Genomic DNA, 17535 nt, shown 5'->3' on the forward strand with positions numbered 1-17535 from the left:
CGCGGCCTTCGGCGAATGCCTACTTCCACGACCTCCACTCGCGCCATGTATTGCGAACTGCACGCCAAGACGAACTTCTCGTTTCTGGAAGGGGCCTCTCATCCCGACGAACTTGTCCGACAGGCCGCCGAGATCGGGTGCCGCGCCGTGGCGATCACCGACCGCGCCGGACTCGCCGGCATCGTCCGGGCCCATATCGCGGCCAAGGAAGTGGGAATCAAGCTCGTAATCGGAGCCGAGATCGAACCCGACGATTCCCTGCCGGTCGTGCTTTGGGCGACCGATCGAGCTTCCTACGGTCGATTGTGCCGTCTCATTACTCTGGGGCGGCGCCGAGCCGAAAAGGGACGCTGCGTACTTTCCTTCGCCGATGTGGCGGAACACGCGGAGGGGCTTTTGGCCGGGGTGATTCCCCGCTTGCAAGGCCCCGGCGCTTTGCTGCCGCGTTTGCGCGAATATCGCGATCTGTTCGGCGATCGCGGTTATCTTTTGTGCGAGTTGTATTTCGGCTCGAACGACCGTCGCCGCCGGGAGTGGCTCCACGAACTCTCACGCCGATCGCGGCTTCCCGTCCTGGCCGCGGGAGACGTGTATTATCACCACTCCGATCGCGCGGCGCTTGCGGATGTGCTGACCGCGATCCGCTTGGGGACCACGGTCGATCAATTGGGGGCGCACCGTTTCGCCAATGCTCAACGTTACCTGAAAACGCCGGAGGAAATGGACGCCCTATGGCATGGCTTGCCCGAAGCCGTGCGGCGCACCCAAGAAGTCGCCGATCGTTGTCGCTTTTCCCTCGATGAGCTGCGGTACGAATATCCCCGGGAATTGTCTCCCGACGGCCAGCCGCCGATCGAATATTTGGCCCGATTGACCTGGGAGGGGGCGCACCGGCGGTATCCCCAAGGGATTCCCGAAAAGGTGCGGAGACTCTTGGAGCATGAACTGCGGCTGATTCGGGAATTGCATTACGAGGCCTATTTCTTGACCGTTTGGGATCTGGGGCGTTTCGCCCGATCGCGCGGCATTCTTTGTCAGGGTCGCGGTTCGGCCGCCAATTCCTCCGTCTGTTACTGCTTGGGAATCACCGCCGTCGATCCGGATCGGATGGACCTCTTGTTCGAACGCTTCGTCAGTCGCGAACGGAATGAGGCCCCCGACATCGACATCGACTTCGAGCACCAGCGGCGGGAGGAGATTCTGCAATACCTCTATCAAAAGTACGGGCGGGATCGGGCCGGCATGACGGCGGAAGTCATTACCTACCGCCCTCGGTCCGCGGTGCGCGAAACCGGCAAGGCGTTGGGGTTTCCCCTCGCGGAGATCGACCGCCTGGCCAAGCGGATCGAGCACTTTCACCATGAGCCGAACCTGGCGGAGCGATTCCGCGAAATCGGCCTCGACGCGGATTCCCCCGCGGCCCAACGGTGGATCGCCCTGACGCAAACCCTGGTCGGCTTCCCGCGGCACCTCTCGCAACATACGGGCGGCATGGTGATGACGCGGGGGCCTCTCTGCGAACTCGTTCCCATCGAAAACGCCGCCATGCCGGAAAGGACCGTCATCCAGTGGAACAAGGACGACCTGGACGAATTGGGAATCCTCAAAGTGGACTGCCTGGCGCTGGGCATGTTGACGGCGGTGCGCCGATCCTTCCAATTGATCGAAAAACACTACGGCAAAAGGCTGACCCTGGCTTCGATTCCCGAGGGAGACGCCGGCGTCTACGCGATGATCCGCCGCGCCGATACGATGGGCGTCTTTCAGATCGAAAGCCGCGCCCAAATGAGCATGCTGCCTCGCCTGCGACCGAAATGTTTCTATGATCTGGTGATCGAAGTGGCCATCGTCCGACCGGGCCCCATTCAGGGAAACATGGTCCATCCGTATCTTCGCCGCAGGGCGGGGCGAGAACCCGTGACCTATCCCCACGAGACGATTCGCCGCGTGCTGGGAAAGACGTTGGGGGTGCCCCTGTTTCAGGAGCAGGCCATGCGATTGGCCGTCGAAGCGGCGGGTTTCACGCCGGGAGAGGCCGATCAGTTGCGCCGCGCGATGGGGGCGTGGCGGCGACCCGGCTTGATCGACGCCTTCCGGAAAAAGCTGATCGAGGGCATGGCCGCCCAAGGCTTCGACGCCGATTACGCGGAGGCGGTCTTTCGCCAAATCCGCGGCTTCGGCGACTACGGATTCCCCGAGTCGCACGCGGCAAGCTTCGCGCTTTTGGTGTACGTCTCGGCCTGGCTCAAGTATCACTATCACGCCGCGTTCACGGTGGGATTGTTGAACAGCCAACCGATGGGTTTTTATGCACCGGCTCAATTGATCGCCGATGCCCGGCGCCACGGCGTGGAGGTGCGCCCCGCGGACATCAACTACAGCAGTTGGGAAACCGTCTTGGAGGATGCCGCGCCGCGAATCGGCGTTGCGTCTCGGGCGACCGCCTCGTTCCCGCGATCGCAGGCGGCGGAGGTCCTCGCTCCCGCCTCGCAGGAAATCGACCGCCCGCATGACGATCCGTCAAACGACCGGGAAGAAGAGTCGGCCATCCCCTTGCACGGTTCGCCGCCCCCGGACGACACGGCGGGGAAGCGACCCGGGGCGAGTCTTGCGGAATCGGCACTTTTCCCCCCCAAGGCCGTTCGCCTGGGATTCCATCTGGTGGACGGTTTGCGCCGCCAAGACGTCGAGAGACTCGTCGGCGAGCGCGACCGCGGCGGACCGTTCAGCGACTTCGACGAATTCGTCCGCCGAACGGGCCTCTCGCGATCGACCCTCGCCCGATTGTCCCGCGCCGACGCCTTCCGCTCCCTGGCGCTGGATCGCCGCCGCGCCGGTTGGAAGGCCTTGGACGCGGAAAACCGTCCGATGCCGCTCTTCGAGGCCGCCGAAGCGGCCGGTTGCCCTCTCCGCCGGGACGCAACCGGCCCTGCATATGCGCCTCCCAAGGCCGAACCGGTGGAGGAAGTCTTGGCCGACTATGCTTGGACGGGTATGTCGCTGCGAAGACACCCGCTCGCGTTTCTGCGCCCCCTGTTGCGGGAGCGCGGAGCCGTAACGGCCAAGGAGTTGGAACGTCTGCCGCCGGGAAGTCCCGTCCGCGTGGCGGGGATCGTGATGGTACGGCAGCGCCCCGGCACCGCCAAGGGGATTACGTTTGTGAGCCTGGAGGACGAAACGGGCATCATCAACTTGATCGTCAAGCCCGACGTGTGGCGGCGCTGGCGCAACGCCGCCCTTACGGCGGTTGTGCTTTTCGCGGTCGGTCGCCTGCAAAGGCAGGAAGGCGTCATTCACGTCGTCGTCATGCGACTGGAGGACCTATCCTCCAAATTGGAAAGCCTCGACAACCAATCGCGAGACTTCTGTTGAACCGCCCCGCGCCGCAGCGAACGATCACTCCGCCGCCTCGGTCGACGTGTTCCATATCGACCGCAATTCTCGAATCGCCAGTGAACCGATCTCCGCCGGTCCGTCCGCGGTGATCTGAAGCCCCGATTGTTCCGGATCGAGAGGCACGACGAACGACATGACATATCGACCGTCCGCGACGAAAACCTCGATCGACGTCCGATCAACGAGGAAACGCAGCTTCAGCGGTTGATCCTTTCGCAAGTCTTCGATCTTGCTCCCCAGGCATTCCAGCGTGCCCTCCTCGGGACGATAGGCGACCTCCACGCCGCGCAGATTCAAACGGATGAGAGCGGCCCCCCGTCCTTCCAACGACAACTCCGCGTCGAGCAACTCGCCGCTTGGAAACTCTTGCCGCCGATCCGCCGCCAAGGGAATCGCACGCCCCTCCAGCACTTTGTCGTACAATCCCCGAATTTCCTCGATGGGCAAGGCGTGGAGTCGCAAGCCTTCCTCCGTACTTCGCAAAGTGAACCTCCGGGGAAACGTCATCTGTTGATTGAAGGGCATGTCGCGGTAGGCGGAACCGTCCGAATTCATCCAGCCGATGAAGATTCGCCTTCCGTCCGGCACATCATTCCAGGTTTGGCCGGCGTAGCAGTTTTTGCCCCACTCGCTCCGCAAGACGGGACTTTCCGGCGTGAACGCATGACCGTCGAAAGTGCCGATTCGATGGTTTCCCGACGCGGACCACAGCACCCAACGCGATTCGCCGGGGCGATCTTCGATGGGAAGCTCGAACAACTCGGGGCATTCGTGCGCGGAGGGAAACTCGACCTCGCCCTCCGATTGCCACGCCTTCAGATCAGGCGAGGAAAAGAGCGAGAAGGCGTCGCGCCGAACATACAAGACCATGATCCAGCGCGAGGCGGAAGCGAACCAAAAGACCTTGGGATCGCGGTTGCCCTCGGCGATCGGGCCTACCACGGGATTGCCCGCGAATTTCGTCCAGGTTCGGCCCTGGTCCACGGACCACGCCATGCATTGCGTGAAAGGGCGCGGATCGAACGAATGGCCGCCCGCCGCCGTGTAAAAGGCGCACATGGCGGGGCGATCGCTCGATCCCAACCCCGACGTTTCAGCGTGATCAACAACGGCCGAACCCGAGAAGATCGTGCCTGATTCGTCGGGCAGGATGGCATCGCCCAATTCCCGCCAATGGACCAAGTCGCCGCTCACGGCATGCCCCCACGTCATATTTCCCCAACGTACGCCGAACGGGTTGTGCTGGAAAAAGAGGTGGTATTCGCCCTGAAAATAGACCAGCCCATTGGGATCGTTCGTCCACCCCACGCGCGGTGAAAAGTGGAACTGGGGGCGCCGGTCTTCCTGGTACAAGTCCTGAGGGAAAATGGGAGCTTCCGCCTGGCGAGCCTGCGCGGCCACGATTTCCGCGGTCGATCGAGGTCGAACGTCCCAACGCAATGTCCGGCCGCGAAACTCCGAGATATCCAAGGCGGCCCAAAACCTCGCCCGCGTGCCGGGTTCCGCGACGTCAACGTCGAAGTAGCGGACCACGCGATCCCCAAGACGCAGCCGGCACTGGATTCGCTCGCTGTCGTCACCGACCGGCAGCAAGAGGAATCGCGATTCGACGACGAACTCATGCACGGCGGCCTCGGCCTTGTTCACGTCCGATTGGACGATTTCGTCCACGTTGATGTGCCCCCAACCTCCGGAGCGATGATCCACGATCCGCAGAACCGCCGTCTTGCCCCGAAACTCCGAAACGTCCCACGATTCCCAATCCAATTCCTCCGATCCGCCCGGGTGAACGTTCGGTCCGTAGGCCTTGCGAACGCTTTTGCCGTCCACGAGCAGTTCCATGAAAGTCTCGTCCGGATAACCGCCTCCGCCGATCAAGAAGCAGAGATACCGTCTCTCGATGCGAAACGGCGGACTGACGAGGGTGCCTTGCGGGGCGTCGCCGCCGTAGTACGAATTGACCAACCGCTTGCCACGGTAGCCCGTCACCGGCATCTGGTTAGGCAAGGTACCTTCCGCAGGTCCGGGACCGAAAGCGTCGCCCTCGACCGTCCACGGTGCGTATTCCGCCCGCTCAAAATCGTCGATCGGAATATCCTGCGTTCCCACATCGCGAGCAGGCCCTTGCCCGGCGGTTGCTCCAGCCACACCGATGGGCGTGAGCAGCATCACGACGACCGCACAGATCAACGCACGCTTGATCGAACGTTTCACGATATCCCTCCCATTCCAGGCGATCCGCCTCTCGAAGCGTCCCCACAAGCGCCACCGGGATGAAACCAAACCGCGTCGGATTGCATGGAGACTCGCTCCCGGTCACCGCGCCGCCGAACCGGCTTTTCCAGCCAAACGCTTCTCGATTTCCTCCAGTGGAACGCCCTTGGTCTCCGGCATCACAAAAAGCACCCATAACAATTGCAAGACCATCATGGCCGCGTAAAAGGCGAAGGCATGGCCGCCCGATGCCGCCGCGATCATGGGAAACGTCCACGAAATGGCGGCGCACATGAACCAGTGGGTGAAACTCCCCAACGCCTGGCCATAGGCGCGAACCGTGTTGGGAAACACCTCGCTAATGAAAACCCAGATCACGGCCCCTTGTCCGAAGGCATGCGAAGCGATGAACACCAGCAAGCTGATCAAGACCACGGCGTTCCCCAGGCCGTCGAACTTCGCCCCATACCAGTAGAAGGCCCCTGCTGTGGCGGCAAGGCTGAGGATATAACCGATCGAGCCTACCAGCATGAGGAATCGTCGGCCGAAGCGGTCGATGACGGCCATGGCGAGGAGGGTGAAAATCAGATTCGTTCCGCCCACCGCCACGGCCTGTAGAAAGGCCGTATCTTTGCCGGCCCCCGCCATTTCGAAAATGCGAGGCGCGTAGTACATCAAGGCGTTGATTCCGGAAAGCTGGTTGAACGCCGCGATGGCGATCGCCAAGAGCATGGACCGTCGATAGCGGGGAGACAGCAGGGCCTCCCAAGCCGCCACATCCCGGTTCCCCAGGGATTCCTGGATTTCCCGGACCAAGCGAGCGGCCTCTTCCGCTTCGACTCCCAGGCGAACCAAGACGTCGGTCGCTTCGCGGGATCGTCCGCGGGCCACCAACCACCGGGGACTTCGCGGCGTGCCGTACAACAATACCCAGAATGCCGCCGCGGGAATCGCTTCCATGCCGAACATCCATCGCCACTCGACCTCCCCCAATTGCAGCAGGGCAATGCAATAGTTCGAAAGGAAGGCCAGCAAGATGCCTAGCACGATGTTGAACTGGACCACCGCCACGAGCCGACCGCGCGACTGCGGGGGTGTGATTTCGGCGATATACATCGGCGCCACCACCGACGCGCCGCCCACGCCCAACCCGCCCACGAATCGAAAGATCACCAGCGAGTACCAGTCCCAAGCCAAGCCGCTACCCACGGCCGAGACAAAATAGAGGACCGCGATCAGAATCAGCGTTGGCCGTCTGCCCCAACGATCCGCCGGATAACCCGCCGTGAGCGAACCGATGATGGTCCCGATCAGCGCGGAGGCGACGGTGAAACCCAGCCAGAAGTCCGACAAGCCGAAGACGCTTTGCAACAGCTTCTCGGTTCCGGAGATTACGGCGGTGTCGAAACCGAACAACAGCCCGCCCAATGACGAAACCAAGACGCACAACATAAGATAGCGATTCATGCGCATGTCCGACCGCCGATCAATCGCGAGGGTACAACAAGGTATATCCGAAAAATCGCAACAGCGCAGATTCACCGCCCGGCGCGACGCCGGGCGGTGACACTCCAGCGATATCGAAAACGAAACTCGACACCAAGGGCGACGATCGAGCACGTTGCGACGGGCTTGCCGGGGGCGACGACTTTGGGGTCGCGTCGCCGTCCCGGCGTCGAACGACTCGAATCGCTACCCTAAATTCCTAGCGGATGCGGTTGAGAACCGCCTCGGCTCGGGCTTTGAGTTGGGCATCCTTAGTACCGGAGATCACCCGGTCCATGGCTTGAGTCACCAGATTCCGATTGGCGGTCCATTTTTCGCCGATCGCCACCGCCGCCGCGTAGGCCGCTTCGGCCGTGGCAGGGCGATTCATCTCTTCCATCACCATCTGAAGAGACGCCGCACCGGGATTCCTTCCCAGCACCTCCATCACCAATTCGCGCTCGGCATCCCGGCGTGAAAGTTCCAGCGCCTTGCGGCACATGGCCAAGCGATCTTGCGGCGGGACATTCAACTGTCGGGCGATACGGATGTAGGCCCGCAACATGCGAACCTGGAACCGTTCGGCCTTGCCCGACTCGATGAGGTCGACCAAAGGCTGGGCGGCATCCGGCGTCATCCAATTGCCCAGCGCCGCCGTCGCCAGGTCCTGCAATTCGGGATCGTTGCCTTGCGCCGCTTGCAGAACCGTCTCCAAGGCGGTCTTGCCGCCCGCGATGGTAAGCAATTCGAAGAGGAAAGCCCTCGTTTCGCCGCTCGCGCCGGGGATCATTTCAGCCAAGCGCCCCGCGGCGGCATCGGCATCGGGCTGCCGGCGCAACGCCGTCCGAAGGGCTTCGCGAATGACGTCCTTTTCCTCGTCGGTGGACGCCTTTCCCAACCGCGACAGCAGGACGACCACATCATCCCACTGAGCGATGGCGCCCAAGGCCGTCACCGCGGCAGCACGCCGTGCGGCATCCGCTGATTCGAGCGACTCGCGGAGCACGGGGGCCGCCGCGGCGAGGCGCCGCCGTCCCGCCGTAGCCGCCAGGGCGAGCCAGTCTTCTCCCTCCGCCGCCCGCAAACGCTGCGCCAGAGCCTCGCCGATGCCGGGGGCATCCAGCGTGTCCAGGGCCGCCTGTGCGGCCGCGCGGACATCGGCGCTTTCGCTGGCGACGGCTTGGCCCAACAGATCGAGGTCTTGAGACGCCCCATGTTTGGCCAGCACCCGCAGAGCGGCTACCTGAAGACCGGCGTCATTTCCCTTCAGGGCTTCCCGGGCCAATTCCGCCGCCGCTTCTCCGTTCAGATCCGCGATCGCGAGCAGGACGATTCCCCGTCGGTCGACCGGGGCGACCGCATACAGTTGCGTCAATCCCGGCACCGCCTTGGACGGCTCGAGGTCTCGCGCCGCTCCCATCGCGGCGGCGAATATGGCGTCATCCGGCGACTTGGCCGCCTCGTCCCACAAGGCAAGCCCCTCGTCGCCCGCCGTCACGATTTCACCGCGGATGGCGGCAATGACATACCGAATGGAAAGCTTGGCGCCGCGGATCGCGCGGTAAGCGGCAACGGCTTGGTCCTTGTTGCCGTCACGACGCAAGACGTCGGCCCCGATCACCAGGGCGTCCGCGATGAAATCGGCTCGACCGCCTTGCGCCGACGGAAGCGCCTCGATCAGAATCCCCACGGAATCGGGCGTACCGATCCGGGCCAAGGCCGATGCCGCCGCATCCGCCAACGCGGCATCCTCGGACGCCAATAGCTCCTTCAATGCGGGAACCGCTTCGGCGTCTCGGCGGGCGCCGATGGAATTGATGACGCCCAACTTCAGCGTCCCCGGCACTTTTTTCAACGCCTCCCGCAACGCGGCATCCACCGCCTTCCCTGGGATCGGTTCCAAGGCGAACCGGGCGTAATGCGAGAGCCGTTCGTCTCCCAACAGCGAGGCCAGAACCGGCACCGCCGATTCGTCGCCCACCACGGCCAACTGCTTGCACGCCAAGGCCTTGTCGTGCAAGGAAGCGTCCGCGGATTGAAGCACGGCAATCAGCGAGGCCGCATCGACGTTCCCCGCCTGTTGCGCAGGCGAAAAAGATGCGGCGACCAGGCACACGACGGCGCCCAGACATGCCGAATACAGGATACCTTTGGCCATCTTCATATCTTTCAACCCTTATGCTCTCTTTTCTCTTGAACGTTTGCACAATCGGCTCGCGAGCTTGAAAGGATCACGGGATGCTTTCCACTCGCACCTCCATCGAGATCGGCTGATCGTTCACGATCAACGCAGCCCCTACAACCTTCATTTCAAATGTGCCACGGTTGACGCAAGGCCCGGGAACGCATCCGGTTCGCCTCCTCATCGCCGAGGAATTCTTCCTTGACGGGATCGAATCGCACCTTGCGTCCCAATTGCCACGAGATGTACGCGCAGTGACTGGCGATGTGCGACTGAGCGGCGACGTCGGCATTGGCCTTGGGCTTGGCTCGCGTCTTGACGCAATCGAGGAAATTACGGATGTGCGTGGAGGGGTCCGTGCCGGCCATCGTAAACACCGGCATTTCCGCCCGCAACGATTCGGGTTCCAGGGCAACCAGGCCGCGATCCCCGGTCTCGATCCAACCGTCCTCGCACTCGAAGCGGACGCTGCACGTTCCCAACCCCAGCCAACCCGTATCTCGCATGATGAGCTTGACGCCGTTGGCATACACCGCATGTACTTCGTTGCCGTGCGGTTCGTACTCGATGGGGGCCGTATCGTCGGCCTTATTCGCCCATTGGCAAAGGTCCACGGTGTGCGATCCCCATTCCAGGATGCCGCCCCCATGGAAATCGAAGAATCCCCGCCAACCGCCGTTGACGTACCGCCGGTTGAAGGGGCGCCACGGCGACGGACCCAGCCACATTTCCCAATCGCACTCATCCTTCGGCGGGAGAGGTTCCTCGGGCAACCAGTCGTGAGTCGTGGCGGGGGCCAGCGTGTTGGCATGTACGGTGTGCAGTTTGCCGAGGCGTCCGGAGTAGACGAGATTCACGGCGTAGATGAAGTTGCCGATATTCCGCCGCTGCGTGCCGGCCTGGTACACTCGACCGTAGCGCCGCATGGTGTCGGCCAAGGCCCGACTTTCCGCGATCGTCATGGAGCAAGGCTTTTCGCAGTAGATGTCCTTGCCCGCCTTGGCCGCGGTAATGGAGGCCATCGTGTGCCAACGGTCGCCCGTCGCGATGAGGACCGCGTCGATGTCGTCTCGGGCGAGAAACTCGAACATATTCTGATACGTACGGCAATCGCTATTGCCGTAGCGTTCATCCACCATTTGCTTGACCATGTTGCGGCGCTCGGCCTGGGCGTCGCAAACGGCGACGAACTGCACGTCGGGATTTTCTAGAAAGTGCCGCAGGTCTTCACGACCGCGGGGACCGATCCCCAATCCGCCCATCACGATCCGATTGCTGGGAGCGAAGGCGTTGTTCATCCCCAACGCGGTTCCCGGCACAAAATAAGGTACGGCGGCGAGCGCCGCGGTCTTGGTCGCCCGCGACAGCAATTCCCGCCGCGAAAAGCCTTCCTTCTTTCGCATCATCACGCATCCTCCCTATCCAGGTTTCTCAAAAGGAAACAATTACAAGTCACCGAATCTAGAGCAACTTTATGCCGATTCGATCGACGGTTCGAGGTAAATGATTTCGACCGAAGCTTCGCCCGCGCGAAGCACCGCGTACCGCCGCGAGACGGTTCTCAATCCATGGCGTAGTCTTTGGGACGCATGCCCTTGCGAAACGCGCCGAACCCGAAGTAGCTGGGATCATACGGCCCGACCGTCTCCACATTGGCTCGCTCAGGAATCTTGTCCTCCAATCCGAGGCACCAGTAGGCGGCGTTCACCAACAGCCTTCGCAGCCCTTCGCTTTTCAGGTCCACTGCCGCTCCCATGGTCGTGGTGAACACGCGGCCCACCCAGCCGTTCTCGCCTTGGTAGGTCTTCGTCCAAGCGACGGGCATCATGGGATCGTTCTTGTGCCCCACCAGCGGAGGATCGTCGGGCGACATCCCCGTCAGCACCCGGCCGAGCACAAGCGGTTGAGAATCGCCGGGTAACGGCAAGCGAACGGTGTACACGTCGGTCGGTCCCCAAATGTCCTCGCAACCGCGGACGATCGGGTGGCTTTCCATTCCGGGGGCTATGACGCCGCGGGTGCTTTCCTTGTTGTGCGCGCCGTGATGGCTAATCCACGTCTCGCCCAAAATCTGCCGTCCGAAACCGCCGTCCCACTCCTTGCTATTGAAGCTGTATCGACCGAACGCACGATCCGCCGGGATATTGAAAGCGTGCGTCGCCGTGCGCAGTCCGATGATGGGCTTGCCCGCCTTCACGTAGCGATCGATGCAGGCCATCTGCTCGTCCGGCAGGTTGCGAAAGCGCGTGAAGATAATCATCAGGTCGGCCGAATCCAAAGACTCCAAGCCCGGAATATTGGTGACGTTCACCGGATCGATCTCGCCGGTCTGCGGGTTGATCGCGAACAAGACGGTGCAACGAAACCCGTGGTGCTTGGCCAGGATCTTGCCCAGCATGGGCAGTGCTTCCTCGGACCGATACTCTTCGTCGCCCGAGACCAACACGATGTGTTTCCCTTTTCCCGGCCCTTCGCCGCCTTCGTAGGTAACCCAGGGGTCTTCGGCCCGCGAAAGCGAACCCGGCAAGGCGATACAACAGAATGCGACCGCCGCCGTCATTCCCAACCGCGTCAAGATGGCACTCATGAAATCATCTCCTCATCGTTGCGAGTTTCCGGTTGATGCAGAATCAGCGACCGATTCCATGGTAGGCCCGGTCACACCCTATGGTAGCAAAAGCCGTGTGGGATTGCTCGCACCGTCACAATGTCCAGCGACAATCATTGCGGTACGTGCAGAACTTCGCCGCCGCGCCCCTGCTGAATCCGCGGGATGTAGTCTTCCAGCAATTGTTGCGTGGACGGATCGGTGAGGTCCACGGCGGCCCTGCGTTCCGCGGAGAGATACGCCGCCATGGTCAGCCGAACGACTTCTCGGCCGTACTCCCAGTCCATGAGCGGCGGGCGACCGGTGTGGAGCGCATCAACCAGATCGAGATTCTCATCGACGTAGCCGTACAAGTCCGGTTCGTTGGGTTGGATAGTCAACAGACCGCGCGTGGCCTGCTGCTTTTCCAAGGCCGCCTCCGCGTCGGCCAACCCCTGCGCGGCGGCGTCGCCGACGAAGACTTCGACCGGAGAGCGGAGGCTGTTCAGTTCGAAGGCATACCCCGGACCCAAACCGTCCATCATCACCCGCAAACCCTGCTTGTCGTACATCCACGAGACGGTGAACTGGGCTTTGCTCAAGAAGCCGTTTTCGGGGTTTTCAAAGGTGATCATTCCGGTGGCAAAATCGTCGGCCGGCGTCTTGGTATAATCCACTCCGAACCGATCGAACAACTCCCGCCGCCATTTCGGCCGACCCCATTTCAGGAGCGCCAAATCGGCTTGCACGGAGATCGGGCGGAGGAACCGCAGCGGTTTGCCGGGCGGCGTCAACAAGTACCAAGCCACCGCCACGCTGTGACAGCCCATGTCCTCCATCACGCCGCCACCCTGTTGCGTGGGATCCCAAAACCAGGCGCTGTGCGGTCCGGCGTGTTCCTCGGAGGCGCGCACCAGCATGAGCGGTCCCATGGCCTCCATGGCCGGTCCCAATTGAGCTCGGACGCCCTGAACGGCTTTCATGTGAAGCTGATTCTCGTAATAGACCAACGGAATCCCGAAAGGTCGCAGCAGTTCGATCATTCGCCGCGCTTCCACGAGGTTTCGAGCCAAGGGTTTATCGCAGATCACCGCCCGAAGCTTGGCCCCTTCACTCAGGGCGGTCGCTATCTCCTCGCAGACCGGCACGCGGGTGAAGTTGGGGGAGTAAATCGCGACCACGTCCACGTGATGGGCCATTTCGCGAACGCTTGGGAATATCCGACCCTCGCCCAAACGCGAATCGCGTACGAAGCGAGCCAAGCTCTCCGGGGGACGTCGCGAAACCAGGCCCGCAACCTCCACGCCGCGGACCTGCGACAAGGCCCGAAGTTGAAACTTCGCGTAAAATCCGCCGCCGACGATTCCGTATCGCAATACCGACATAATCTCCTCCTCTTGTTCGACAACCCCAACCGAACGACCGCCGTCACGGCGACCCATCGCTATTCCTCAAGCCGAAGCAACCGCCCCAACAGCACGCTTCCGTCGCCGCCGCGGGGATCGGGTTGCGTACGATTGGCCGTGCGGTTCGGGTAGACGTACTCGCCGACGGTCACCCACCACTCGCGGTCGGTGATTTGGGCGGCGCCGAAATTGCCCATCTGGGCGCCTCGTTCCGGCAAAACGGTCTTTTCCGTAGCCCGGAGCACGCACAGTCTCTCCGGATCGACCCGTGCGATAAAGAGCGGCGCTCGATGCCGGGCGATGTGATCATTCTGCGCCTCGCGCTGCGTATAAACCAGATACAGTGCGTCGTCCCAAGCAACCCAGTGCTGCTGCGTGTTGTAGCTGCCCAGGTCGCTTCCGTCGTCTCGGCAGGCGGAGCTAGCGCGGCCCCGCCCTCGCACCTTCACCGGCATCCGGCGGAAGGCATCGTCGAACGCGGCGAGAAACGCCCCACAAAGGCGCCCCCGGAGTTGCGAATTATCGTAGCCCCAAAGCCTCACCCGAGCAAGCAACGCAGCACGCCGGGTTAACGAGGCGTCTTGAGAGCCGTCTTAATGCCGGCCGGAGCAGGTCGGGCGGATGAGCTTTCGACGGCGCGCAGGACTCCACGCCATCCGCGTCGCCAAGCCCCCGCGCAACGGTCAACTCGGCTGAGAGCCGTCGTCGACGCAACTCGCCGTGAATCCCAGCGATTGCCACGCAGCGGGAAGCGACGCCGTGACCACAATGGGCCGGTCCTCCGTCGGGTGTAGGAAGGTCAATCGTCGCGCGTGCAAGGCAATGCCGTCACCAAACGCACGACGACTGCCATACTTGCGATCTCCCACAATCGGCATTCCCTCCGCCGACAGTTGGATGCGAATCTGATGTTTGCGACCGGTCTCAAGTTCGATCTCCAGCAGCACCAACCCTCGTTGCGCCGCCAAACGACGGACCAAAAGCGACGCCTCTTGCGCATCGGGATCACCGCGATGCGTGACATGGACGCGGCGAAATCGGGCGTCGCCACGCAGCCAATGTCGCAATCGGCCCTCGCGGACCTTCGGCCCACTCTCGACGACCGCCCAGTAGATCTTTTCGACGGATCGCATCCGAAACTGCTCGGCTAACCGCGCCGCCGCCTTCGAGGTTTTGGCCACCAAAACCGCCCCGCTCACCGGGACGTCCAACCGACTCACGATCCCCAAGTAGACGTTCCCCGGCTTGGAGTCTCTTTTTTTCAGAAAGTCTTTCAGTGCCGTCAAAAGCGTTGCCTTTCCGGCGGCAAGCCCCATCGTGGCCAATCCCGCCGGCTTATTGACGACCAACACGTGTCGATCTTCAAATAGAATTTCCATCGAGCAACCGAAAGGAGGGGATTCTTTCGCCCTCACCGCAAGCGCCTAGTGACGCGGCAAGATTTGAAACGCTTTCCTCGAGTCAGCATACGGGAGAAGATTCGATGTCGCAAAGCCCCGAGGATGCGACCCGCCGGGAATTGATTCTCGCGAGCAACTCTCCGCGACGGCGCGAACTCCTGACCGCGGCGGGGTACGCCTTTCGTGTCATCCCTCCCGATCCCGCTGCCGAAGACGGCCTGTGCAGCGGTGAACCGCCCGTGCGGACCGTCATGCGCCTTGCCCGACAAAAGGCCGAGAACGTAGCCCCAAAAGTCCAAAACGGCCTGATTCTGGCGTGCGACACCGTGGTGGTCTGTCGCGGTCGATTGCTGGGAAAACCGGAAGATCGCAAACACGCGCGGCAAATCTTGCGGATCCTGCGGGGACAACGCCACGAAGTCATTAGCGGACTCTGTCTTTGGGATTATCCCGGCGGCGAACCCGACGTTCGCGCCGCCGTCTCCGTATTGATGATGCGCAACATTCCCGACGAGGCCATCGAGGAATACCTAGCCACCGACTTGTGGGAGGGCAAGGCCGGCGCCTTCGGGTATCAAGACCGCTTGGATTGGCTGTCGCTCTTGGAAGGCAGCGAATCGAACGTGGTCGGCCTGCCCATGGAATTACTGGCGGAAATGCTGGAGCCGCACGGTCTGTCTCCCCGCCGGGACTCGGCATGAACGACACGAATCCTCCCAGAGCGATCCTTCGCGACGTAAAGTGTTACGCGCACAATACATATGGAGTTTTCACCCCCGAGCCGAGCCTGAATTGGCGCAAAGTCAAGCTGTGAACCGACTGCGGCCTCAAAAAGCCGCTGAAAAATCGCCGGCGAAATTGCGCCAAATACTTGACACACATTTCCGGTGGCTATAATATCCTTTGCGACGAACGGGTGGACAAAAGGGCTGACGGGTGACGATTGCTGAACCATCGGCAATCGGTAGGCGCGTTAGATCGCAAGGCGATTCGATAGCCGCAGCTTCTCGCACGATCTTGTGAACTGCTATTTTGGGCTGACCTTGTCGGGCACGAGGAGGTTCCGGTGAAAACGTCGTCGTTTTCGCCGAAAAGTTACGCGCGGATTCGGCTGGGGTCGGCACTTGACAGCCGATCGGATTTCGCCGTTCGTCCTCTTTTCTGAAAGGAGGGTGCCTCATGGTACGTCTCGCAGCCCGTTGGAGAGGCTTCACATTGGTGGAGCTGCTGGTGGTGATTGCCATCATCGGCATTTTGATCGCCCTGCTTTTGCCTGCCGTTCAAGCGGCACGGGAAGCGGCACGCCGCAGCCAGTGCTTGAACAACCTCAAGCAACTCGGCTTGGGCATGCATAACTATCACGACGTCAACAAGCAATTCGCGCCGGGAAATCGCAACTGCGATCCCGCCAACCCCGGCACAGGTTCGTGCAGCGGAGGATACGGCAACGTGTGGGAGGGTGGGGCGCACCGCAAGGGCAGCCTGCTGGTCAAGATGCTTCCCTACGTGGAACAGCGCCCGCTCTACGATCAACTCGATTTTCGCGGCGATGTGATCGCACAGTTAAGTTCGTTGGGTTACGGTTCTCGAGAAATCCCCGGCTTTCGCTGCCCGAGCGATCCCTGGACGAATCCCAACCCGGGCCAGTCGAACTATGCTCCCAGCCTCGGTTTCCAACCCATGCCCGGTCGATCGTGTACGGCTTATCAGCCCCCGAACGTCATCAACTACTATCACAGCAACCTTACGGGCCACGGGAGTACCGAAAATCCTCAAAACGTCTCGGGTTGCTTCTCTCGTTACTCTTTCGCCGCCAGTATCGCTCAGATTACCGACGGCACATCGAACACGATCCTGATGGGGGAGATTCGCCCGTGGTGCGGCGATCATCACCGCGGTGGTTGGATGAATCCGAATGCCTTGTGGACGGCCACCACTTCGCCGATTAATTATCCCACGTGCCCGGATGAAGCACCCGGCAACGGCGGTACCGACGGTTGCAACGCCTACGGAAACTGGCAGACATCGCAAGGCTTCAAGTCCAAGCACCCGGGCGGCGCCCAATTCCTATTCGCCGACGGTTCGGCGCGATTCCTCTCGCAGACGATCGATTACGAGACCTACCAGCGATTGGGCGACCGCTGGGACAACCTCCCGGTCAACAATTTCTGAGATAGGTTCGGCCACGAACCGCGCTAAAGTGCCGGTCGCGACGTGAGATGACGGATTCCGTGGCGCTCGCGTATAGTCGGGCGCCGCGGACGTTTGGGTTGTGTTTCGCGAACCAATGGCAAGGGGGATTCTTAGGATGCAAAGATTTGCAAGCAGCTTGCCCGTGGTGGTTGGCATTGCCGCTTTGGGTTTGATCACCTTGGGCTGCTCGAAGGGCAGCGGATTGAAGACGGGAAGCGTCAGCGGGACCGTCACCATGAACGGACAACCCGTTGCGAACGCCCAGGTGGTGTTTCAACCCAAGCAAGGCGGACAAAACGCCGTCGGTACGACCGACGCCAATGGCCGATATACACTGATGACCGGAACCGACCGCGGTGCCATCATCGGTGAACATCGCGTGACGGTGACCGTTCAGCAGGGGGCCGAACAGTTGTCCGGCATCGACGCGGCGGATCCCTCGGCGGCTTACGGTCAGGCGATGATGGCGGCGGCATCCGGTCGTCCCCCCGCCGGACAAACTCAAGGCTCCAGCGGCATCCCGGCCAAATACGCCGATCCGAACACTTCGGGGTTGGTGTTCACCGTGCAAGCGGGCAGCAACACGTTCAACATCGAACTCACGCCGTAGCCCGGCTTTCGGGGAGCGAGTCGGTCGGTGGCGTTTAGTTCCCTCGCTGTAGCAGTGAGTGA

At 61.9% G+C, this 17535-nt stretch carries 12 protein-coding genes; 4 read left to right on the forward strand and 8 right to left on the reverse strand.

Features of this window, described 5'->3' with window-relative positions:
• Positions 1-15: 15 nt before the first annotated feature.
• Entirely contained in the window at positions 16-3372 is a 3357-nt protein-coding gene (locus tag ACYQ6J_RS11235) for an error-prone DNA polymerase (protein ID WP_460184280.1), read from the forward strand.
• A gap of 24 nt (positions 3373-3396) precedes the next feature.
• Here ACYQ6J_RS11235 and ACYQ6J_RS11240 read toward each other — a convergent pair whose 3' ends face one another.
• The 8 genes from ACYQ6J_RS11240 to ACYQ6J_RS11275 all read right to left on the reverse strand — a co-directional run bounded on the left by ACYQ6J_RS11240 (position 3397) and on the right by ACYQ6J_RS11275 (position 14649).
• A complete protein-coding gene (locus ACYQ6J_RS11240; RefSeq protein WP_460184281.1) occupies positions 3397-5610 on the reverse strand; it encodes a glycoside hydrolase family 32 protein in 2214 nt (737 codons plus the stop codon).
• 102 nt (positions 5611-5712) lie between these two features.
• Positions 5713-7077: a sugar porter family MFS transporter gene (locus ACYQ6J_RS11245; protein ID WP_460184282.1), complete on the reverse strand. Its 1365-nt coding sequence runs from the start codon at positions 7075-7077 to the stop codon at positions 5713-5715.
• Positions 7078-7315: 238 nt separating this feature from the next.
• Positions 7316-9259 carry a HEAT repeat domain-containing protein gene (locus ACYQ6J_RS11250; protein WP_460184283.1) on the reverse strand — a complete coding sequence of 648 codons (1944 nt, stop codon included), beginning with the start codon at positions 9257-9259 and terminating at the stop codon, positions 7316-7318.
• A gap of 146 nt (positions 9260-9405) precedes the next feature.
• Positions 9406-10683, reverse strand: coding sequence for a Gfo/Idh/MocA family protein (locus ACYQ6J_RS11255; protein WP_460184284.1), 1278 nt, complete (start codon positions 10681-10683; stop codon positions 9406-9408).
• Between the two features lie 155 nt (positions 10684-10838).
• Positions 10839-11864, reverse strand: coding sequence for a ThuA domain-containing protein (locus ACYQ6J_RS11260; protein ID WP_460184285.1), 1026 nt, complete (start codon positions 11862-11864; stop codon positions 10839-10841).
• Between the two features lie 134 nt (positions 11865-11998).
• Positions 11999-13249, reverse strand: a complete 1251-nt coding sequence (locus ACYQ6J_RS11265; RefSeq protein WP_460184286.1) for a Gfo/Idh/MocA family protein — start codon at positions 13247-13249, stop codon at positions 11999-12001.
• A 59-nt stretch (positions 13250-13308) separates the two neighbouring features.
• Positions 13309-13725 (reverse strand): hypothetical protein, encoded by a 417-nt coding sequence (locus ACYQ6J_RS11270; protein ID WP_460184287.1) that lies wholly within the window; start codon positions 13723-13725, stop codon positions 13309-13311.
• A gap of 228 nt (positions 13726-13953) precedes the next feature.
• The gene (locus tag ACYQ6J_RS11275; RefSeq protein WP_460184288.1) at positions 13954-14649 is read right to left on the reverse strand and encodes an RluA family pseudouridine synthase; all 696 of its coding nucleotides are present in this window, start codon (positions 14647-14649) and stop codon (positions 13954-13956) included.
• Positions 14650-14753: 104 nt separating this feature from the next.
• Between ACYQ6J_RS11275 and ACYQ6J_RS11280 the strand changes: the two genes are divergently transcribed.
• The 3 genes from ACYQ6J_RS11280 (at position 14754) to ACYQ6J_RS11290 (ending at position 17473) form a co-directional block, all read left to right on the forward strand.
• Positions 14754-15371 (forward strand): Maf family protein, encoded by a 618-nt coding sequence (locus tag ACYQ6J_RS11280; protein WP_460184289.1) that lies wholly within the window; start codon positions 14754-14756, stop codon positions 15369-15371.
• Positions 15372-15849: 478 nt separating this feature from the next.
• On the forward strand, positions 15850-16842 hold the full coding sequence (locus ACYQ6J_RS11285; RefSeq protein WP_460184290.1) for a DUF1559 family PulG-like putative transporter: 993 nt from the start codon (positions 15850-15852) through the stop codon (positions 16840-16842).
• Positions 16843-16978: 136 nt separating this feature from the next.
• Complete coding sequence (locus ACYQ6J_RS11290; RefSeq protein ID WP_460184291.1) at positions 16979-17473, forward strand: carboxypeptidase-like regulatory domain-containing protein; 495 nt, start codon at positions 16979-16981, stop codon at positions 17471-17473.
• The last annotated feature ends 62 nt before the right edge of the window (positions 17474-17535 follow it).

The sequence above is a fragment of the Thermopirellula anaerolimosa genome (assembly GCF_054657335.1).

Bases quoted from the DNA above. Each gene is read 5' to 3' on its own strand.
- ACYQ6J_RS11260 (WP_460184285.1), bottom strand. From the start codon at position 11,864: ATGAGTGCCATCTTGACGCGGTTGGGAATGACGGCGGCGGTCGCATTC.
- ACYQ6J_RS11290 (WP_460184291.1), top strand. From the start codon at position 16,979: ATGCAAAGATTTGCAAGCAGCTTGCCCGTGGTGGTTGGCATTGCCGCT.
- ACYQ6J_RS11245 (WP_460184282.1), bottom strand. From the start codon at position 7,077: ATGAATCGCTATCTTATGTTGTGCGTCTTGGTTTCGTCATTGGGCGGG.
- ACYQ6J_RS11285 (WP_460184290.1), top strand. From the start codon at position 15,850: ATGGTACGTCTCGCAGCCCGTTGGAGAGGCTTCACATTGGTGGAGCTG.
- ACYQ6J_RS11280 (WP_460184289.1), top strand. From the start codon at position 14,754: ATGTCGCAAAGCCCCGAGGATGCGACCCGCCGGGAATTGATTCTCGCG.
- ACYQ6J_RS11235 (WP_460184280.1), top strand. From the start codon at position 16: ATGCCTACTTCCACGACCTCCACTCGCGCCATGTATTGCGAACTGCAC.
- ACYQ6J_RS11265 (WP_460184286.1), bottom strand. From the start codon at position 13,249: ATGTCGGTATTGCGATACGGAATCGTCGGCGGCGGATTTTACGCGAAG.
- ACYQ6J_RS11270 (WP_460184287.1), bottom strand. From the start codon at position 13,725: ATGCCGGTGAAGGTGCGAGGGCGGGGCCGCGCTAGCTCCGCCTGCCGA.
- ACYQ6J_RS11250 (WP_460184283.1), bottom strand. From the start codon at position 9,259: ATGAAGATGGCCAAAGGTATCCTGTATTCGGCATGTCTGGGCGCCGTC.
- ACYQ6J_RS11255 (WP_460184284.1), bottom strand. From the start codon at position 10,683: ATGATGCGAAAGAAGGAAGGCTTTTCGCGGCGGGAATTGCTGTCGCGG.
- ACYQ6J_RS11275 (WP_460184288.1), bottom strand. From the start codon at position 14,649: ATGGAAATTCTATTTGAAGATCGACACGTGTTGGTCGTCAATAAGCCG.